The sequence below is a fragment of the Nocardia vinacea NBRC 16497 genome (genome assembly GCF_000308835.1).
In the GTDB taxonomy this organism is placed as follows: domain Bacteria; phylum Actinomycetota; class Actinomycetes; order Mycobacteriales; family Mycobacteriaceae; genus Nocardia; species Nocardia vinacea.
Window position 1 is genome coordinate 42,290 of record NZ_BAGN01000416.1, and the last position, 19,024, is coordinate 61,313.

Consider the following 19,024-nt stretch of genomic DNA (forward strand, 5'->3'; position numbering starts at 1 on the left):
CGTGCCCACTCAGGGCACCACGAGCCCCCACGACTACACGTCATGCTCACCCAGCACCGGCGGTGGACCGTATCGCGGCTGGTATCCGGCTATCCGGATCGGACTGCCGATCAGCCGGTAATCGCCAACGGTGACAACGGTTTCGGGGGTGGCGGACAAGGCCTCGGGCAGGCTGCGCACCGCGGCGGCCGGGATGCCGAGCGGGCGCAGGCGCGATTCCCAGCCGGAGGCGGTATCGGTGGCCAGAGCCGCGGTTACCGCGGCGAGTACCTCGTCGCGGTGCGCGGCCCGCTCGGCCATCGTCTCGAATCCGTCGACACCCGCCTCCGCGGCGAAGACCTTCCAGAAGCCGTCGTGGGTGATGAACAGCGCCAGGTAGCCGTCGGCGGTCGGGAAGAGCTGTGCTGGAACGTAATACGAATGGGCACCGAACTTTCGGCGTTGTGGCTGTTTGCCGTCGTTGAGATAGGCAGACGCATGGTAGTTCAGCTGCGAGAGCATCACCTGGTACAGCGAGACGTCCACCTGTCCGCCCCGGCCGGAGACGATCTGGGCGAGCAGGCCGAGCGCGGCGGTGAGGCCGGTCGAGTTGTCGGCCGACGAATACCCGGGCAACGTGGGCGGTCCCTGCGGATCGCCCGTCATCGCGGCGATGCCCGTCGCCGCCTGGATCACGTAATCGAAGGCGGGGTCGTCACCGCCGTCCAAGCCGAAGCCCGTGATCGCCACACACACGATCCGCTCGTTGAATCGCCGCAGCGACTCGTAGGTCAGGCCGAGCCGCCGGATCGCCGACGGCTTCAAATTCACCAGCAGCGCATGCGATTCCGCGACGAGTCCGGCCAGCCTGCGCTGCCCGGCGGGGCTGGTCAATTCGAGTCGGATACTGCGCTTGCCGCGATTGAGGCTGGCGAAATAGGAGTCACCGACCTGCCGCGAGATCTCCCCGTCCGGCGGTTCGATCTTGGTCACCTCGGCACCGAGATCGGCGAGCATCATCGTGGCGTAGGGACCGGCGAGCATGGTGCCGACCTCGAGTATCCGGATATCCGCCAGTGGCCCCCGATGGTTCACTCGCTCACCGCAATTCCTTCGCCAGTTCGGCGATCATCTCCCGGGTGCGGCGCTTGGAGGCGATGAGTTCGTCGCGGGTGTCGCCGATGGGCAGCAGCCGCACCGACAGATCCGTGGCGCCGGCGTCGGCGAAGCGCCGCAGTCCCGCCGCGATCGCCCGCTCGTCGCCCGCGACGCAGATATCACCGATATCGCTGGCCGACCCCTGTTCCAGCAGCCGCTGGTAGTTGGGCGAGACCTCGGCCTCGCCGAGGATCCGGTTGGCCCGCGCCTTGGCCTCGTCGACCTCCGACGGCGAGCACAGGCACACCGGCAGCCCGGCGATGATGCGGGGTGCGGGCCGCCCGGCGTCGGCGGCGGCCTTGGTGATTTTCGGGACGACATGGTCGGCCACCGCACGCTCGTCGGCCATCCACAGGATGGTGCCGTCTGCCTGTTCCCCGGCGATGCGCAACATGACCGGTCCGAGTGCGGCGATCAGTACCGGCACCGGCGCTACGGGGCCGAGGTCGAGCGGATTGTGCACGGTGAAGGTGTCGTTTTCGATGTCGACCTGGCCGGGCCCGCGTAGACCGGCATTCAATACGTCCAGGTAGTCGCGGGTGTAGGCCGCCGGTTTCGTATAGGGCAGCCCGAGCATGTCCTGCACGATCCAGTGATGCGAGGGTCCGACACCGAGCGCGAGCCGACCACCGGCCGCGGCCTGCGCCGAAAGCGCTTGGCGGGCAAGGGCGATCGGATGCTGTGCCTGCAATGGCACGACCGCGGTGCCCAACTCGATGCGGGTGGTCTTCATACCCATCAAGGCGATGGTGATCAGCGCATCGAAATCGGTTGGTATCTGCGGAATCCACGCGGTGTCCAGTCCCGCGGCTTCGGCCCATTCGATATCGTCGAGCATTCTGCTGAGCTTGCGCGCGGAGTCCCCCTTCTCCGGCCCTATCATCACTCCGATTCGCACGAATTCCTCCAGTTTCCAGGCTCTTTCAGATGACTGCGGCCGCTCAGGATCACGACGGCGTCGCGGTTTCGGTCTCGGGGACGGCAGTCGGCGGAGCCGACGGGGTGGGTGAACACAGCGCGCGGATCTCGGTGACCAGCGTCTCCAGCGCGGTACCGGTCGGAAAGACCGCGGCCGCACCGGCTTCCAGCAGTCGCGGCACATCCGCCTGCGGGATGGTGCCGCCGACCACCACCGCGATATCGCCTGCGCCGGCGGCCCGCAGCGCGTCCACGACGCGCGTCGTCATCGACACATGCGCGCCGGACAGGATGCTCAAACCGACCACGGCGACGTCTTCCTGCAACGCGATCGACACGATGTCCTCCACACGCTGACGGATGCCGGTGTAGATGACCTCGAACCCCGCATCGCGCAGGGTGCGGGCGACGATCTTGGCGCCGCGGTCGTGACCGTCCAATCCCGGCTTGGCGACGAGTACGCGCGCGGGCATCAGAACACCACCGGCTGCTGGAATTCGCCCCATACCGACTTCAGTGCGGCGGTCATCTCGCCGACCGTGCAGTACGCGTTGGCGCAGTCGATCAGATTGTGCATCAGGTTTCCGTCTCTTTCGGCGACATGCGACAAAGCGGTGAGACAGGCACGCACCGCAGCGGGATCTCGTTCGGCCTTCACCCGTGCCAGGCGCTCGAGCTGCAATTCCCGTCCCTTGGCGTCGAGTTCGTAGGTGTCGATATCGGGTGCGGGCTCGTCGGAGACGAATCGGTTCACCCCGACCACCGGACGCGAACCCGACTCCACCTCCTGATGCAGCCGATAGGCCTCGTCGGCGATCAGCCCCTGCAGATATCCGTCTTCGATGCAGCGCACCATGCCGCCGTGCTGCTCCAGATCGGTCATGATCTCGACGATGCGGGCCTCGGTGGCGTCGGTGAGCGCCTCGACGAAGTAGGAGCCGCCGAGCGGATCGGCCACCCGTGTCACACCGGTCTCATAGGCGAGGATCTGCTGGGTTCGCAGCGCCAGCGTCGCCGACTCCTCGCTCGGCAGCGCGAACGGTTCATCCCACGCGGCGGTGAACATCGACTGCACTCCGCCGAGCACCGAAGCCATCGACTCGTATGCGACCCGCACCAGATTGTTCTGGGCCTGTGGCGCGTACAACGACGCGCCGCCGGCGACACAGCCGAACCGGAACATCGACGCCTTATCCGTGCTCGCGCCGTAGCGCTCGCGCACCAGGGTGGCCCAACGACGCCGACCCGCACGGTACTTCGCGATCTCCTCGAAAAAGTCGCCGTGGGTGTAGAAGAAGAACGAGATCTGTGGCGCGAATTGATCGATCGTCATCCGGCCGCGTTCCACAACGGTGTCGCAGTAGGTCACGCCGTCGGCGAGGGTGAAGGCCATCTCCTGCACCGCGGTCGCCCCGGCGTCGCGGAAATGCGCGCCCGCCACCGAGATCGCGTTGAACCGCGGCACCTCGGCCGCGCAGAACTCGATGGTGTCGGCGATCAACCGCAGCGACGGTTCCGGCGGCCAGATCCAGGTGCCACGCGAGGCGTATTCCTTGAGGATGTCGTTCTGGATGGTGCCCGTGAGCTTTTCCCGCGGCACGCCCTTTTTCTCCGCGGCTGCCACATAGAACGCCAACAGGATCGCCGCGGTGCCGTTGATGGTGAAGCTGGTGCTGATCTTGTCCAGCGGGATGCCGTCGAAGAGGACCTCGGCGTCGGCGAGCGTGTCGACGGCGACACCGACCCGGCCGACTTCCTCGCTCACCTCGGGATCGTCGGAGTCGTAGCCGCACTGCGTCGGCAGATCCAACGCCACCGAAAGTCCGGTGCCGCCTTGGTCGAGCAGATACCGGTAGCGCCGGTTGGATTCCTCCGCGGTGCCGAAGCCCGAGTACTGCCGGAACGTCCACAACCGACCCCGATAGCCGGAGGCGAAGTTGCCACGCGTGAAGGGATATGCGCCCGGCTGGGGCGGATCGGCACGCCGGTCTTCCGGTCCGTAGACCGGCTCGAGCGGGATACCGGACGAGGTCTGCACTTGGTCGTTCATCAGTGAATACGCTACTTGCCAAAAAAGAGAATGCCAATACCATCTGAAGCGAGTGAGTTCTCACAATCCGTTTCCCTAGGAGCACGATGCCCGAGCAGCACCGACCGTTGACCGACCGCACGATGGTGATCTCCGGCGCCAGCCGCGGTATCGGACTGGCCATCGCGGTCGCCGCCGCCCGCCGGGGCGCCAACGTGGTGCTGCTGGCCAAGACGGCCGAACCGCACCCACGGCTGCCCGGCACCGTCTACACGGCGGCCGCCGAAATCGAGGCCGCGGGCGGCAAGGCGGCCGCCGTGGTGGGTGATGTGCGCCGCGAGGAGGATGTGCAGCGGGTGGTGGGCACCGCACTGGAACGCTTCGGCGGCATCGATATCTGCGTCAACAATGCCAGCGCCATCGCGACCGAGCCGACCGAGCGGTTGTCGCCCAAGAAGTTCGATCTGATGATGGACATCAATATCCGCGGCGCCTTCCTGCTGACCCAGTCCTGCGTGCCGCACCTACGCAATTCGGCCAACCCGCATGTGCTGACCATCGCGCCACCGGTGAATATGAACCCGCGCTGGCTCGGCGCGCACCCGGTGTACACGCTGTCGAAGTACGGAATGACGCTGCTGTCGCAGGGCTGGGCCGTCGAATACGCCAAGGCCGCAATCGCATTCAACTGTCTGTGGCCCGAGACCTTCATCGCCACCTCCGCGGTGGCCAACCTCGACAACGGTACGAATCAACTCGCGGCCGCGCGCAGTCCGGAGATCATGGCCGATGCCGCGGTCGAGATCGTGTCCCAGCCCGCACGGGAGATCACCGGCAACTGCTTCATCGACGCCGAGGCATTGGCGCGATTCGGCGGCGTCGAGGACCTGTCCCGCTACGGCGGTGGCGCGCACCCGACACCGGACCTGTTCCTCGACTGATCGCCGAAAGGATTGCCGGATATGACAATCGATCCCGACCAACGGCCGCGCTACGAGGCCGGATTACAGGTCCGCCGCGAGGTCGTCGGCGCCGACTACGTCGACCGGGCGCTGGCCGCCGCCACCGACTTCTCCGAGCCGCTGCAGGATCTGGTGACCGAATACTGTTGGGGTGCGGTGTGGACCCGCCCCGGCCTGGACCGCCGGGCCCGGTCGATGATCACCCTGGCAATGCTGACTTCGCTCAACCGTTCCACGGAATTCGCCACGCACGTGCGCGCCGCATTGACCAACGGCGTCACCCCGGACGAGATCCGGGAGGTGCTGCTGCACGCGACGGTCTATGCCGGTGTCCCGGCCGGAGTCGAAGCCTTCCGAATCGCCGGACCGATCCTGCAGGAGCACGCTGATGCCTGAACGCGCTACCGGGCACATCGCCTTCCTCGGCCTCGGCACCATGGGCGCGCACATGTCCCGGCGGTTGGTGGCGGCGGGTTTCGAGGTCGTCGGATTCGACCCGTCCGAGAACGCCCGCGCAGGCTTGGCCGCGGTCGGCGGACGAGTCGCGACCAGCGCCGCCGCAGCCGCCGCCGGAGCCACCCACCTGATTCTCATGCTGCCCAGTTCCGCCGTCGTCGAATCGGTACTCGGTGACGAGCAGGTCCTGGCCGCCTTGGGCTCGGACGCGATCGTGGTCGATATGAGCTCATCTGAACCAGAGTCGACGCGGCGGCTGGCCGCCGCATTGGCCGAGCGTCGAATCACGCTGGTCGACGCACCGGTGTCCGGCGGCGTGCGCGGGGCGGCGGACGGTACCATGACGATCATGGTCGGGGGCCCGGAAGACACTGTCGCCCAAATTGATTCGGTGCTGGCGCCGCTGGGCAAGGTACGGCGCATAGGTGCATCGGGCGCCGGTCATGCCGTCAAGGCGATCAATAATCTGCTCGCCGCGGTCAACCTGCTCGCCGCCGCCGAGGGGGTCGCGGCCGGACGCCGTTTCGGCCTGGACCCAGCCGTGATCGTCGAGACCATCAATGCCGCCAGCGGCCGCAGTGCCGCAACCGAACTCAAGTTCCCGCAGGCGATTCTGCCGGAAACCTTCGACTCCGGATTCGCGCTCGCACTCATGCTCAAGGACATGCGGATCGCCACCGACTTGGCGGCCTCGCTCGGCATACCGGCCGCACTCGGCGAACGCGCCGTCGAGCTGTGGGCGCGCGCCGCGGCCGACCTCGGTCCGAGCGCCGACCAAACCGATATCGCGCGCTGGGCGGACGCACAGTCCGCAGAACATTAAGGCCCACACCATGAATACGCCCATACGATTCTCGGTCGTCGACGTGCTCCACTACTTCGGCAAATGCCCACGCTGCGGCTATTCCGCCACCGCCGCGGCGATGATCCAGACCTTCGCCGACGGCGCCACCGAATCGCAACTCGTCGCCACCTGCGGGCAGCCGTGCGGGTGGAGCGGCCCGGTGGCGCTGACCACGATGACCGACGCCCGGTCCAGTTGACTCGGATTCACCACCGTTACCCGGCGGTCGGCGCGGCAATGCCCGCGTTCTCCGCGGCCAGCACCGCCGTCGGGATCACGACGATGGCGCGAACTCCGCCGTAGTCGGATTCGGTCAGGCGCACCGAGATGCCGTGCCGAATCCCCAACCGGGCCACCACGAACAGCCCGAGCCGCGAATCCGACGATAGTGTCGCGACGCTGAAATCCGGTGGGTCGGCGAGCACTTCGTTGGCCCGCTCCAGTTCCGAATCCGACATACCCATGCCCTGATCGCTGATCACCACGACAACGCCCGTGCCGGTCGGATTGCCGGTGACGTCCACGCGTGACTGCGGCGGCGAGAACGCGGTCGCATTGTCGACCAGTTCGGCAAGTAGATGGATGAGATCGGCCACCACCGCACCGTTGACGAATACCGATGGCAGTCCGGCGCCGGGGAACACCCGCGCGTATTGAACGGTTTCCGCGATCGCACCCCGGACGAGCTTCCCGAGTGGAACCGGACGTCGCCACTGTCGACCCGGGCGGCCGCCGCCGAGAATGATCAGATTCTCGGCATTGCGGCGCCCGCGGGTGGCGAGATGGTCGAGCTGGAACAGCGTTTCCAGCAGTGCCGGATCCTCCTGTCGCCGTTCGGCCGCGTCGAGAATCTCCAACTGTCGGTGCACGACGATCTGGCTGCGGTGGGCGATATTGCTGAATACCGCGCGCACACCCTCGCGGGTATTCGCCTCGGTGACCGCGGCCGCGACCGCCGCGCCGTGCGCCCGATTGAAAGCCTGGGCGACCTGACCTATCTCGTCGGTACCGAAATCCAACTGTGCGGCTTCGGTTTCCGGGTCGATCCGCACCCCTTCGTTCAGGCGCCGCATCGTCTCCGGCAACCGAACCTCGGCCACCGCAAGCGTTTCCGAGCGCAACCGTTTCAGTCGTCCGATCAATTGATTGGCCAGCCACAGCGACAACAGGAACGCCAGCACGGCGGCCGCACCTAAAACGCCCGCGGCCAGCAACGAGTTGCGCGCGTGCCGGGCACCCGCATCGGCGGCGTGCTGTTGGGCCTGCTTGGCGTGCCCCACCCACAATGTCACCAACTGCTGGCTCACCTCGTCCGCGGCCGTGCGCCACTCCGCGATGCTGATCGGCAACTGCGGCGCACCTGCGGGTCGCGCCTCGACGATGGCCTTCTCCATAGCGCTGACCTGCTGCCATGCCGGAGAAGCGGTGAGATCCTTTATGCGCTGCGCGTTGGCGGCGTCGAGTACGGTTGCCAGTCGCGCGATCTCGACGTGGTAGTAGCTCACCAGGTTGCGGTATTCGGCGAAAAGGGTCGGCGCCACATTCTGCGGGTGTACGACCGCCGTGGCCAACGCGCTGGCGCGCGACATGGATTCGACCACGTGCAGCAGACCCATATTGCGGGCGAGGTCGGCGCCGGAGGCCGCGTCCGGAGCAAACTGTCCGATCGTTGCCGAACCCTGGTCCATGCCGTCCAATAGTCGGCTGTAGAACTCGTAGGCGTCGGCGATCGGTAGCCGTCCGGCATCGATGGCACTGCGCAGCTCCGGTAACCGAGCCTTCAACTCGTCGAAGGCCGCCACCGTATTTCCCATCGCGCTGCCGCCCACACGTTGCAACGCGACTTCGGTGACTGCCAGCGACTTCAGCGCGGAGTCGAACCGCAGGCGGGCGGCGACCAGCGCACCGGGATCGATGACCCCGCCTGCCAGCTGCGACACCGACAGCAGTCGCTCCTGTTCCACGGCCAGGACCAATTCGCGCGTGGGAGTGAGGTGAGTGTCCAGCGTGCGCGCGAAGTCCTCGGCGTGTCGCCCGTCATTGAACAGGTAGATCGACGTACCCACACCGACGCAGATCAGCAGCAGGCTGGGTACCAGCGCAATGACAAGAATCCGTGTCCGGATCCCACGGAACCGAGCCTTCAGCATCGCGATAATATAACTTACATATTCGAGAATGGCATTCTTGTGCATGCCGACCCAAGGCACACGGAGGACCCGATGCGATTTATCCTGCATTACCCCGAGACCACCGGCTACGACGGTGACATGCTCGATGTCGGCGCACTGCACGACGTGGCGATCGCGGCCGAACGATCCGGATTCGACGGACTTTCACTGAGCGAGCACCCCGTTCCGGGCGCCCGATGGCTGGCTTCCGGTGGACATCAGACGCTTGATCCGTTCGTCGCACTCGGCTATGTCGCCGGCGTGACCGAACGTCTACGGCTGATCACTTATCTCGCGGTGCTGCCCTACCGCAATCCGTTCCTGCTGGCGAAAGCGGCTGCGACGCTGGACAAACTGTCGGGCGGGCGCGCGATCATCGGTCTGGGCACGGGTTATCAGAAGAGCGAATTCCATGCCCTCGGAGTCGATTTCGGTGAGCGCAACGCGCTGTTCGACGAGGCGCTGGACGTGCTGCCGCTGCATTGGAGCGGCGAGCCGTTCAGCTATCAGGGCCGCCATTTCAGCGCCCGCGATGTAGTGGCCCGGCCGCTGCCGGTACAGAATCCGATCCCGATCTGGATCGGCGGCAATTCGAAGCTGAGCCGCCGCCGAGTCGCCGCGCGCGCCCAGGGCTGGATCCCGATGACCGGCGGCGCGGAGCTGAGCACCTCCGCCCGCACACCCGAACTCGGCACGCTCGACCAGCTCGCCGCGAAGATGGCCGAGGTGCGATCGGCGGCCCAGGACGCGGACCGATCCGAGCATATCGATCTGGTGTACTCCTACCCGGACGCGAGCATCGCCACCCCGGCGGTGGATGCCGACCGCCACCGCGAAGCCTTCGCGGCGTTGGCCAAGGCCGGTGTCGACTGGATCGTCGTCTCTTGTCGCACCCGCGAGCCCGGCGCGATATTCGACTTCATCGCGGAATTCGGCGCGACCTACCTGACCGCGCCCGAATCCTAGGCTTCGCCGCCGATCATCGCGGCCGGCTGAGCACGTTATCCGCCGCCGCCCAGTGCTCATCCGAAACCCAAAGCCGCGCAAAGGCATTCACTGCCCCCGCCGGGGAAACCCCGGACAGCACCCGCTTGATCTCACCCGCGGGCGCGTTGGCCAGTGAGCGAGCCAGTGCCAGCCAACCTTCCTCGAACGACGCGCGGGGCAGCACCCGGTCCACCAGGCCGACGCGTTCGGCCTCGGCGGCGTCGAGCACGGTCCCCGACCCCGCGAGCAGCAGCGCTCGGCTCCGACCGACCAGCGCGCCGAGCCGCTCGGCACCGCCCCAGGCCGGCATGATCGCCAGCGCGACCTGGTTGAAAGCGATCTTGATGTCGTCGGCGGCGACCCGGATGTCCGCGGCGACCGCGACTTCGGCGCCACCACCGAAGGCGTGGCCGTTCATTGCGGCGATCACCGGAGCGGGAAAGTCCGCGAGGCGATCGCAGATGCCCCGCATCCGCCAGGCCATCGCCTCGGCGGCCTCGAGCGTACGAATCGCGCTGAGCTGCTTGAGATCTCCCCCCGAGACGAATGCCTTGTCCCCGGCGCCCCGGATGACCAGCGCCCGGGCCCCCTCGGCCGCGTCGAGCGCCTTCTCGAGCTGGTCCATCGTCTCCGGCGCGATGGCATTGCGCGCCTGCGGGCGATCGATGGTGACGACCGCAAGCCCGTCGCTCAGCTCGAGTTCCACCATTGTCAGTTCTCCAATCAAGATATTGGCATTCTACTTTCAGGAGAATAGTATATTCGGAGCGGCAGCCCCCGACACTCATCCCGTAACCACCCGACCGCGCCGCGGGTGTGGCCGACTCGTGCCCGCACGCCGGGTACTTGGAGTCCATATGCGCACAATCCCCGCCGACCTGGTCAAACGGTACGAAGACGAAGGGTGGTGGACCCGCGATTCGCTCGGCGATCTGCTGGCCCGCGGTCTGGCCTCCGCACCCGAGGCTCGGTTCCGCGTGCATTCGGCGGTCCGGCCTTACACCGGAACCTTCCGTGATGTCGAACTGGTCGCCCGCCGATTGGCCAAGAGCTTGCACAAGAGGGGTGTCGGTCCCGGTGACGTGGTGGCCTTCCAACTGCCCAATTGGATGGAGGCCGCCGCGACCTTCTGGGCCGCAACCTTTCTCGGTGCGACCGTGGTTCCGATCGTGCACATCTACGGACCACGGGAGGTCGGCTACATTCTGGGCGCGGTGCGTCCGCGCGTCTTCGTCACCACCGACCGATTCGGTTCGATCGACTACGACCCGGCCGTCTACGCGGATGTGCCGATCGTCGGCGTCGTCGGACGCACCTTCGACGATCTGCTCGATGACGAGCCGTTCACCGGGGTCGTCGAGGTCGACCCGGCCGGTCCGGCGCTGATCGCCTTCACCTCGGGCACCACCCGCGCACCCAAGGGCGTGATCCACAGCCATCAAACTCTCGGCTGCGAGACCCGCCAGCTGGCCGAGCACTACCCGGCCGACCTCGGTCCGCAGATCACCGCCGCGCCGGTCGGCCATTTCATCGGCATGCTCAATGCCTTCCTCATCCCGATCCGCGACGGCATCGCGGTCAACCTCGTCGACACCTGGAATCCGGCCCAGATCCTGACCCTGATGACCGACTACGGCATCACCGTCGCGGGCGGCGTGCCCTACTACCTGACCAGCCTGGTCGACCATCCCGACTTCAGCGCCGAACATCTGCTGCACATGAAGTACGCGGGCATGGGCGGCGCCTCGGTGCCGAGTTCGGTCACCGAGCGGCTGAACGAACTCGGTCTCATCGTCTACCGCTCCTACGGCAGCACCGAACACCCCTCGATCACCGCCTCCGACTGCACCGCCCCGGAGGGCAAACGGCTCTATACCGACGGCGATCCGCAGCCCGGCATCGAAATCCGGCTCACCGAGGACGGCGAAATCCTCAGCCGCGGACCGGATCTGTGTCTCGGCTACACCGACGAGGCGCTCACCGCGAAGGTTTTCGACGACGAAGGCTGGTATCACACCGGCGATATCGGCGTACTCGACGAGGATGGGTTCCTCACCATTACCGACCGCACCTCCGACCTGATCATCCGCGGCGGCGAGAACATCAGCGCGCTCGAGGTAGAGGAGGTCCTGCTGACCATGTCGGCGGTCGCCGAGGCCGTTGCCGTCGCCGCGCCCGATGCTCGACTCGGCGAGCATGTGGCCGCGGTGGTGCGACTGCACCCGGGTTCGGACGCTCCGACGCTCGCGGATCTGCAAGCGCATTTCGCGGAGGCGGGCCTGACCAAGCAGAAATGGCCGGAACAGCTCGTGGTGGTCGAGGACTTTCCGCGCACCCCGAGCGGCAAGGTGCAGAAGTACCGGATCCGGCAGAGCCTGCGCGAGGCCTGATCAGTGGCTGATGGTGGAATGCCGCGGCCACGGACGGCCGTGGTAGCGCTCGATATCGGTGTTGAAGCGTTCGAGATAGGCGGCGAAGGCGGCGACATCGTCGGGCGTCCAGTCGGCCATGATGGTGTCCAGATCGCGAACGCTCTGCATGCGGTCGGATTCGAGTCGGCTACTTCCCTCGGGGGTGATGCGGAACAGTCGAGCCATGCCGCCCTCGGGATCCGGGATCCGCTCGATCAGCCCCGCGCGCATCATCGCGGCGGTTTGCCGACGCAGCGTGGACGCCTCCAACGCCAGTGCGTCGCTGAGTTGACCGATGGACATCGGCCCTTCCCCGTGCAGTCGGTTGAGCAGGGTGTACGCGCTGCGGTCCATGCGACTGGCACCACGCCGAGACGCGAGGCTGTACCGCCCGAGCAGCATGGTCTCGAATTCGATCAAATGCGTGGGCTTGTCCATCCCGACCCTTCTGCCGATGCGCGCGTCGCCAATGACGCATGTGTATCACACCGGATGTGCGCTACCGCCTCGAATGTGCATCTTACACGTGACGTGTATCATACACGTCGTTTGGGACCGAAAGGCGCGCCTGCTCGGGCAGGCGCGCCTCGGGTGGGGTCAGGAGGTGGGCTGGCTCAAGTCGTAGACCGTCGTGCCGCCGACCGTGATGGCGGTGTAGTGCGCCTCGACCCATGCGGTGATTTCGCTTGCGCTGCTGTTGGATCCGCCGCCGGGGCCACCGCCCATGCCGCCGCCCGCGATGAAGTAGGCGATATCGCCATTGGCGACGTACTGCTGGAATTGCGCCAGCGTCGGCGAATTGTCGCTGCCGGTGAAACCACCGATCGCCATGATCGAAGCGCCGGTGGACAATTCGAGGTCGCTCGCCGATCCCGAGCCCACCGTCGCTGCGGCCCAACGGCTATCGGTATTGCGCACCAACTGCTGCAGTTCGGTGTTGGACGAATTCGAGCCGCCCGGTCCGCCGCCGCCGTCACGGTTGGCGGTCGCGTCGGTCCCGGTCTGTTCGGCGTTCGCTTGTCCGGGTGCCGCGCCGTCGAACGACGGTGCACCGGTTCCTGATTCGCCGGAACCAGCGGGGGCCGCTCCCCCGCCGCCCGGTCCGCCCATGCCCATCCCCTTACCCGCGACAGCCGGGCCGGAGGTCGGAATGGAACCGGAATGCGCGGTCGCCGCGGTTTCGATCGCGTACGCGGTGGTCCCCGCGAGGCCGAACAGCAGTCCGGCGATGGCGACGACGGCGGTGAACCTGCCGAGCTGGTGTGCGCCGACCACGACGATGGCCGCGACCACGATCGAACCGATCAGCACGATCCAGCGCAGTGCCGGGTACCAGTCGGGTGTGCGATCGAGCAGGATGAAGTTCCAGATACCGGTCGAGGCGGACATGGCCGCGAGTGCGATACGCGCCGTGACGAATTGGCGGCCGCGCCACAATTCGACCACCGCGATACCGACCAGCGCCGCGATCGCCGGGGCGAGCGCGACGGTGTAGTACGGGTGCATGGTGCCCTGCATGTAGCTGAATACGACACCGGTGACGAGCAGCCAACCGCCCCACAGCATCAGGCCCGCGCGAGTGCGTCCGGTCCGCGGCGTGCGCCGGGTGAACCACAGACCAGCCACCAGACCGATCAAGGCGGCGGGCAGCAGCCAGGAGATTTCGGTGCCCATCGAATCGCCGAACAATCGGGTGATCCCGGTGCTGCCGCCGAAGCCGGTGTTGCCACCGCCGCCACCACCGCCGTTGCCTTCGCCGCCGAGCACGCGGCCGAGACCGTTGTAGCCGAGCGCGAGGTCGAGCAGGCTGTTGTCGGTCGAGCCACCGATGTACGGGCGCGAATCAGCGGGCCACAGGCTGACCAGGGCGACGAACCAGCCACCCGAAATCACCATTGCGACAAAAGCGCCGAGCAACTTGGCGATACGACGCCAGAAACCGATCGGTGCGGCGACCAGGAACACCAGTCCGAGCGCGGGAAGAACCAGGAAGGCCTGCATCATCTTGGTGAGGAAACCGAATCCCACTGCCACACCGGCCAATGCGAGCCAGCGGCCGCTGCCGCGCTCGGTGGCGCGGACCGTGCAATACGCGGCGACGACGAGCAGCAGCACCAGCAGTGCGTCCGGGTTGTTGAACCGGAACATCAGTGCCGCGACGGGAGTCACGGCCAGAGCCACGCCCGCAAGCAATCCGGCCGCCGGGCCGCTCCACCGGCGCACCGCGGCATACACCAGACCGACCGACGCCACCCCCATCAGTGCCTGCGGCAGCAGCATGGAGAACGAACTGAAACCGAGCAGCCTGCCGGACAAGCCCATCACCCACAGCGATGCGGGCGGTTTGTCGACGGTGATGGCGTTACCCGAATCCAGCGAACCGAACAGCAGCGCCTTCCAGCTCTGCGTGCCTGCCTGGACCGCGGCCGCGTAGAAATCGTTGGCCCAACCGGATTTACTGAGTCCCCACAGGTAGAGGACGGTGGTGGCCGCGAGCAAGGTCCACAATCCGGGGCGTGCCCACCGCGGCTGGTCGGGCGGGCCGAACAGCCAGCGCGTCGATCGTTTCCGGTGCGCGGCCGCGTGCCGCGGACCCGCCGGTTCGGCGTGCCGCACGGGCGGCGCTTCGGTCATGGTCATATCAAGTCCCTCTCGTGTACTGAAGGTCGTCAGTGGGTGGCGGTGAGGTCATAGACCGTGACGCCGTCGATCGTCTGGGCGGTGAAGTTGTCTTCGACCCAGGCCGCGATTTCGCCGGCGGCCTGGCTGCCGCCGCTCCCTGCTCCGCGCATCCCGCCCATGATCTGGGCGCTGATGAAGTAGTGGATCTTGTGTTGGGCCACATAGTCTTCGAACTCCGACAGCGTGGGTGCCGGGTCGGTGCCGTTGAAGCCGCCGAGGGCCATGACCGGATCACCGGTGGCCAGTTGGTATCCGGCGGCATTGCTCGAGCCGACGACGGCGGCGACCCAGGTGTAGTTGTCGGCGTCGACGCTCAGCGCCGCGGTCAGGTTCGCGCCGGGCGTTATGCCGCCGAACATTCCGCCCATCGGGGCACCGCCACCCGCGCTACCGCCTCCGCCCGTGCCGGTTGGCGCACCCGCACCACTGCCGGTCCCGGTCGATGCGCCCGCGCCACCGCCCAGCGCACCCGCGGTGCCACCCTGCGCACCCACGCCACCGTCAGTGCGGCCCGGCGCACCCGGGACACCATCGGTGCCGCTGGGCCGCCCGCCGCCCGGGAAGGACCGGCCCGCACCGGCTGGTCCGGCGGACGGGATCGCACCGCTGTGTGTGGTCGCCGCGGTGGCCAGTGCGTAAGCGCCGGGTGCGGCCAGGCCGACGGCCACGGCGACCGCGAGGACACCAGTCGCAACGGCCTTCGGCAACCGACCGACTACCAGCAGCAATGCCGCCGCTCCGACACCGGCAATCGCGACCACCGGTCCCAGCCACGGCAGCCAGTCGCGGGTCCGCGCGAGCAGGACGCAGGCCAGCACGACGGTCACCAGCAGCGCACCGGACAGCACGGCCGTCGCCCGAATATCGTTGCGGCGCTGCCACAATAGGCTCGCGCCGACCCCGATCGCGCCCGCGATCGCCGGCGCCAGCGCCACCGTGTAGTAGGGGTGCAGGATGCCGTTGGCGTAGCTGAACACCACGCCGGTCACGATCAGCCAGCCCAGCCACAGCAATAGTGCCGCCCTGGTCGGATCGGTGCGCGGGGCCCGACGGGTGAGCCACAGTCCGGCGACGCCGAGGATCAATGCGGCGGGCAGCAGCCAGGCGATCTGGCCGCCCATTTCCGAACCGAACAAACGGGCCCAGCCGACGTCGGAATTCAGGTTCCCGAGGCCACCGGTCTCGTTACCGGTCAACCGGCCGAAACCGTTGTAGCCCAACGCCAATTCGAGCACGCTGTTGTGCTGCGATCCACCGATATAGGGCCGCGAGGACGCGGGCCACAGCGCGACGAGCGCCAAATACCATCCTGCGGATACCACCATCGCGAGCACAGCGGCGACCGATCGAATGATCCGGGTGCGCAGCGGCGCATGCGCGGCAAGCAGATACACCAGCGCGAACGCGGGCAGCACCAGGAACGCCTGCATCATCTTGGCCAGGAAGCCGAAGCCGACCGCAACACCGGCCAGCGGCAACCACCAAGCGCCGCTGTCCTTTTCGATGGCCCGCAGCACACAATAGGCCGCGACGGTCAGCAGCAGCACCAGCAGCGCGTCCGGATTGTCGAACCGGAACATCAGCGTCGCCGCCGGTGTCAGCGCCAGCACCGCACCGGCCAGCATCCCAGCCCAGTGGCCGCTGACGCGGCGCACCGCCGCGTACAGCACCGCGACCGCAGCAACGCCATCGAGCGCCTGCGGCACCAGCAGACTCCAGGAGTTGAAGCCGAACAGCCGCGCCGAAATATCCATCACCCAAAGCGCTGCGGGGGTCTTGTCGACGGTGATCGCATTGGCCGCATCGCTGGAACCGAACAGCATCGCCTTCCAGCTCTGCGATCCGGCCTGCACCGCGGCGGCGTAGAAGTCGTTGGCCCAACCGCTGGCACCGAGATTCCACAGATACAGCAGTGCTGTCGCGATGAGCAGCACCACGAGCGATACCCGCCGCCACAGCGGGCCGCGCCCGGATGACCGCGCATCCGATGGCTCGACCGCCGCGGCGGCAGGAGCTCCCAGCAATGTTGTCGTCATGCTTCGATCGTCGCGGCCCGACGTAGTTGCAAGCTCTGTCGTAACTGTGAGTTCGCTGTGTGGCGCAGCGCTCAGTTCGCGGCGGTGACACCGGGCAGACGCACGGTGAATTCGGTGCGGCCGGGCACACTGTCCACGGAGATATCGCCGCCGTGCGCCTTGACGACGGCCGCGACGATCGCCAGCCCGAGACCGGTGCTGCCCGCCCGCCGCGAGCGCGACGAGTCACCGCGCGCAAAACGCTGAAAAACCATCGGCTGCAAGCCTTCCGGGATGCCCGGACCATCGTCGGTCACCCGCCACACCGCTCCACCGTCGCCGTTGAATTCCAGTGCGGTGAGTACCGTGGTGCCGGGACTGGTGTGGACGCGCGCGTTGGTGAGCAGATTGGCGAGCACCTGATGCAGCCGAGCCGCGTCACCGGTGGTCACCACCGGCTCGTCGGGCAGCTCCAGATCCCAGCGGTGTTCGGGACCGGCGATATGCGCATCGCTCACCGCGTCCACGGTCAGCTGGGTCAGATCTACCGGCTCATGCTCGAGCCCACGTCCGGAATCCAACCGCGCGAGCAACAGCATGTCCTCGACCAGACCCGTCATCCGCCGGGATTCGGAGTGCACCCGGCCCATCGCATAGGCCACCTCACCGGGCACCTCGGCCCGTTTGCGTTGCGCCAGTTCGGCATAGCCGCGAATGGCGGCCAGCGGGGTGCGCAGTTCGTGACTGGCATCGGCGAGGAATTGCCGGACCCGGGTCTCGCTGTCGTGGCGCGCCGACAACGCGCTGGTGATGTGATCGAGCATCCGGTTAACCGCCGCACCGAGCTGCCCGACCTCGGTGCGCGGATCGGCGTCCGCGGCCGGAACCCGCACGGGCAGTACGACTTCGCCGCGATCCAGTTCCAGATCGGCCACCCGGGCGGCCGTCGCCGCGACTCGATCCAGTGGTGCGAGCGCGTGCCGGATCAGCCAGATACCGACCGTGATCGCGATGATCGACACGATCGCCGTCACGATCCCGAGGATCAGCAGGACGCGCAAGAGGGTGGCGTCGACCGCCGTCAACGGCATACCGGTGACAACGATCTCACCCGACCACGTCGTATCCGCCACCACTCGATAGCGGCCCTGACCGTCGAGCGCGACATCGACCGGCTTCCCGTTGGCCGGCACCGCGGCAAGCTGCTGTTGTGCGGTATGCGAGAGGGCACGCTGTGCCCCGTCGGCACCGATCCGGCCCGCCTTGGTGACGCTCCCCTCGTGGACGATGGCGCCGATCGTGTCGGGCTGGATGCCGCGCCGATCCAGGAAATCCGGTCCCGGACCGGAACCCGATGGCGGCGGCGGTGGCGGCGGCATCGACGGCTGGCCGCTGGGTCGTGGCCCGAGGCTCGGACCACCGCCGACATCACCGAGTGAACGCTTCTGCACATCGACCAGTTCGGTATCCAGCTGATGTACCAGGAACTGCTGCAATGCGAATTCGGTCGCGGCGCCGGTACCGACGACCACGATCACCAGCAACAGCACCTGCCCGACCAACAGGCGGGCCCGCAGCGACCAGCGCCGCGGCTTCAGCATCCGGCGCGCCACCTCAGTTCGCGGGCTTGAGGACATATCCGGCGCCGCGCAGGGTGTGGATCATCGGTGCCCGTCCACTGTCGATCTTCTTGCGCAGATACGAGACATACAGCTCGACGATGTTGGAACGGCCGCCGAAGTCGTAACTCCACACCCGATCCAGGATCTGTGCCTTGCTCAGCACCCGCTTGGGATTGCGCATGAAGAACCGCAGCAATTCGAATTCGGTGGAGGTCAGCACGATCAACTCACCGGCCCGGATGACCTCGTGACTGTCCTCGTCGAGCACCAGATCGCCGACCACCAGCTGCGCGCCGCTGTCCTCAGTGGCCACGCCGGTGCGGCGCAGCAGCGAACGCAGCCGCAGCACCACCTCTTCGATGCTGAAGGGTTTGGTGACATAGTCGTCGCCGCCCGCGGTCAGCCCGGCGATGCGGTCCTCGATCGAATCCTTTGCGGTCAGCAAGAGCACCGGCAGGTACGGCAGCTGTGCGCGCAGCTTGCGCAGCACCTCGAGCCCGGTCATATCCGGCAGCATCACATCGAGCACCACCACATCCGGGCGGACCTCGCGTGCCTTCGCGACGGCCGTTCGACCATCGCCCGCTGTGCTGACCTCCCACCCCTCGTACCGCAGGGCCATCGACATCATGTCGGCCAGCACGGGCTCGTCATCGACGACCAGCACAGTGATGGCGCTGCCATCGGCGCGGCGCATGACAACTCGTTCGGCCGGCCCGTTCCCGGCGCTCATCGCGGACATCGTCTTACCATGGCCGCGAACGCTGAGGGGTAGCTGTGCCGAAACTAT

17 protein-coding genes are annotated in these 19,024 nt (G+C 67.1%); 6 read left to right on the forward strand and 11 right to left on the reverse strand.

The features are described from left to right. Positions 1-33: 33 nt before the first annotated feature. Genes ON44_RS41255 through ON44_RS41270 form a run of 4 tightly spaced genes read right to left on the reverse strand, consistent with a single transcriptional unit; the run spans position 34 to position 4,105 of the window. Positions 34-1,074 carry a CaiB/BaiF CoA transferase family protein gene (locus tag ON44_RS41255; RefSeq protein WP_040700328.1) on the reverse strand — a complete coding sequence of 347 codons (1,041 nt, stop codon included), beginning with the start codon at positions 1,072-1,074 and terminating at the stop codon, positions 34-36. A gap of 4 nt (positions 1,075-1,078) precedes the next feature. After that, positions 1,079-2,035 carry an LLM class F420-dependent oxidoreductase gene (locus ON44_RS41260; RefSeq protein WP_040700330.1) on the reverse strand — a complete coding sequence of 319 codons (957 nt, stop codon included), beginning with the start codon at positions 2,033-2,035 and terminating at the stop codon, positions 1,079-1,081. 49 nt (positions 2,036-2,084) lie between these two features. Continuing rightward, on the reverse strand, positions 2,085-2,528 hold the full coding sequence (locus tag ON44_RS41265; RefSeq protein WP_051183180.1) for a cobalamin B12-binding domain-containing protein: 444 nt from the start codon (positions 2,526-2,528) through the stop codon (positions 2,085-2,087). After that, a complete protein-coding gene (locus ON44_RS41270) occupies positions 2,528-4,105 on the reverse strand; it encodes a methylmalonyl-CoA mutase family protein (RefSeq protein WP_040700332.1) in 1,578 nt (525 codons plus the stop codon). Before ON44_RS41270 ends, ON44_RS41265 begins: the two co-directional genes overlap by 1 nt. Before the next feature lie 86 nt (positions 4,106-4,191). Between ON44_RS41270 and ON44_RS41275 the strand changes: the two genes are divergently transcribed. The 4 genes from ON44_RS41275 to ON44_RS41290 are packed head-to-tail and all read left to right on the forward strand — an operon-like array spanning position 4,192 to position 6,545. After that, positions 4,192-5,025, forward strand: a complete 834-nt coding sequence (locus ON44_RS41275; protein WP_040700334.1) for an SDR family oxidoreductase — start codon at positions 4,192-4,194, stop codon at positions 5,023-5,025. A gap of 21 nt (positions 5,026-5,046) precedes the next feature. Further along, positions 5,047-5,442 (forward strand): 4-carboxymuconolactone decarboxylase, encoded by a 396-nt coding sequence (gene pcaC, locus ON44_RS41280; RefSeq protein ID WP_040700335.1) that lies wholly within the window; start codon positions 5,047-5,049, stop codon positions 5,440-5,442. After that, positions 5,435-6,325 carry an NAD(P)-dependent oxidoreductase gene (locus ON44_RS41285; protein WP_040700336.1) on the forward strand — a complete coding sequence of 297 codons (891 nt, stop codon included), beginning with the start codon at positions 5,435-5,437 and terminating at the stop codon, positions 6,323-6,325. Before pcaC ends, ON44_RS41285 begins: the two co-directional genes overlap by 8 nt. Before the next feature lie 10 nt (positions 6,326-6,335). After that, positions 6,336-6,545 carry a hypothetical protein gene (locus ON44_RS41290; RefSeq protein ID WP_040700338.1) on the forward strand — a complete coding sequence of 70 codons (210 nt, stop codon included), beginning with the start codon at positions 6,336-6,338 and terminating at the stop codon, positions 6,543-6,545. A 16-nt stretch (positions 6,546-6,561) separates the two neighbouring features. Here the strand turns inward: ON44_RS41290 and ON44_RS41295 are convergent, their stop codons facing one another. Further along, positions 6,562-8,496: a sensor histidine kinase gene (locus ON44_RS41295; RefSeq protein ID WP_085998723.1), complete on the reverse strand. Its 1,935-nt coding sequence runs from the start codon at positions 8,494-8,496 to the stop codon at positions 6,562-6,564. 72 nt (positions 8,497-8,568) lie between these two features. On the opposite strand from ON44_RS41295, the gene ON44_RS41300 reads away from it, so the two are divergent. Beyond that, on the forward strand, positions 8,569-9,483 hold the full coding sequence (locus ON44_RS41300; protein ID WP_040700340.1) for an LLM class F420-dependent oxidoreductase: 915 nt from the start codon (positions 8,569-8,571) through the stop codon (positions 9,481-9,483). A 13-nt stretch (positions 9,484-9,496) separates the two neighbouring features. Here the strand turns inward: ON44_RS41300 and ON44_RS41305 are convergent, their stop codons facing one another. After that, the gene (locus ON44_RS41305) at positions 9,497-10,213 is read right to left on the reverse strand and encodes an enoyl-CoA hydratase/isomerase family protein (RefSeq protein WP_040700342.1); all 717 of its coding nucleotides are present in this window, start codon (positions 10,211-10,213) and stop codon (positions 9,497-9,499) included. A 148-nt stretch (positions 10,214-10,361) separates the two neighbouring features. On the opposite strand from ON44_RS41305, the gene ON44_RS41310 reads away from it, so the two are divergent. Beyond that, positions 10,362-11,894, forward strand: a complete 1,533-nt coding sequence (locus ON44_RS41310) for an AMP-binding protein (RefSeq protein WP_040700344.1) — start codon at positions 10,362-10,364, stop codon at positions 11,892-11,894. Here the strand turns inward: ON44_RS41310 and ON44_RS41315 are convergent, their stop codons facing one another. The 5 genes from ON44_RS41315 to ON44_RS41335 all read right to left on the reverse strand — a co-directional run bounded on the left by ON44_RS41315 (position 11,895) and on the right by ON44_RS41335 (position 18,931). Then, positions 11,895-12,353, reverse strand: a complete 459-nt coding sequence (locus ON44_RS41315) for a MarR family winged helix-turn-helix transcriptional regulator (protein ID WP_040700345.1) — start codon at positions 12,351-12,353, stop codon at positions 11,895-11,897. It abuts the gene before it with no gap. A 159-nt stretch (positions 12,354-12,512) separates the two neighbouring features. Continuing rightward, a complete protein-coding gene (locus tag ON44_RS41320) occupies positions 12,513-14,555 on the reverse strand; it encodes an ArnT family glycosyltransferase (protein WP_040700346.1) in 2,043 nt (680 codons plus the stop codon). Positions 14,556-14,584: 29 nt separating this feature from the next. Continuing rightward, the gene (locus ON44_RS41325; RefSeq protein WP_051183183.1) at positions 14,585-16,633 is read right to left on the reverse strand and encodes an ArnT family glycosyltransferase; all 2,049 of its coding nucleotides are present in this window, start codon (positions 16,631-16,633) and stop codon (positions 14,585-14,587) included. 71 nt (positions 16,634-16,704) lie between these two features. Then, positions 16,705-18,249 carry a sensor histidine kinase gene (locus ON44_RS41330; RefSeq protein WP_040700347.1) on the reverse strand — a complete coding sequence of 515 codons (1,545 nt, stop codon included), beginning with the start codon at positions 18,247-18,249 and terminating at the stop codon, positions 16,705-16,707. Beyond that, the gene (locus tag ON44_RS41335) at positions 18,227-18,931 is read right to left on the reverse strand and encodes a response regulator transcription factor (protein ID WP_040700370.1); all 705 of its coding nucleotides are present in this window, start codon (positions 18,929-18,931) and stop codon (positions 18,227-18,229) included. The genes ON44_RS41330 and ON44_RS41335 overlap by 23 nt, the downstream gene beginning before the upstream one ends. Positions 18,932-19,024 lie beyond the last annotated feature (93 nt).

Coding starts and splice junctions, on each gene's coding strand:
- ON44_RS41295 (WP_085998723.1), bottom strand. CDS start 8,496: ATGCTGAAGGCTCGGTTCCGTGGGATCCGGACACGGATTCTTGTCATT.
- ON44_RS41315 (WP_040700345.1), bottom strand. CDS start 12,353: ATGGACAAGCCCACGCATTTGATCGAATTCGAGACCATGCTGCTCGGG.
- ON44_RS41285 (WP_040700336.1), top strand. CDS start 5,435: ATGCCTGAACGCGCTACCGGGCACATCGCCTTCCTCGGCCTCGGCACC.
- ON44_RS41305 (WP_040700342.1), bottom strand. CDS start 10,213: ATGGTGGAACTCGAGCTGAGCGACGGGCTTGCGGTCGTCACCATCGAT.
- ON44_RS41320 (WP_040700346.1), bottom strand. CDS start 14,555: ATGACCATGACCGAAGCGCCGCCCGTGCGGCACGCCGAACCGGCGGGT.
- ON44_RS41270 (WP_040700332.1), bottom strand. CDS start 4,105: ATGAACGACCAAGTGCAGACCTCGTCCGGTATCCCGCTCGAGCCGGTC.
- ON44_RS41275 (WP_040700334.1), top strand. CDS start 4,192: ATGCCCGAGCAGCACCGACCGTTGACCGACCGCACGATGGTGATCTCC.
- ON44_RS41310 (WP_040700344.1), top strand. CDS start 10,362: ATGCGCACAATCCCCGCCGACCTGGTCAAACGGTACGAAGACGAAGGG.
- ON44_RS41325 (WP_051183183.1), bottom strand. CDS start 16,633: ATGACGACAACATTGCTGGGAGCTCCTGCCGCCGCGGCGGTCGAGCCA.
- ON44_RS41335 (WP_040700370.1), bottom strand. CDS start 18,931: ATGCGCCGCGCCGATGGCAGCGCCATCACTGTGCTGGTCGTCGATGAC.
- ON44_RS41290 (WP_040700338.1), top strand. CDS start 6,336: ATGAATACGCCCATACGATTCTCGGTCGTCGACGTGCTCCACTACTTC.
- ON44_RS41300 (WP_040700340.1), top strand. CDS start 8,569: ATGCGATTTATCCTGCATTACCCCGAGACCACCGGCTACGACGGTGAC.
- pcaC (WP_040700335.1), top strand. CDS start 5,047: ATGACAATCGATCCCGACCAACGGCCGCGCTACGAGGCCGGATTACAG.
- ON44_RS41330 (WP_040700347.1), bottom strand. CDS start 18,249: ATGTCCTCAAGCCCGCGAACTGAGGTGGCGCGCCGGATGCTGAAGCCG.
- ON44_RS41265 (WP_051183180.1), bottom strand. CDS start 2,528: ATGCCCGCGCGCGTACTCGTCGCCAAGCCGGGATTGGACGGTCACGAC.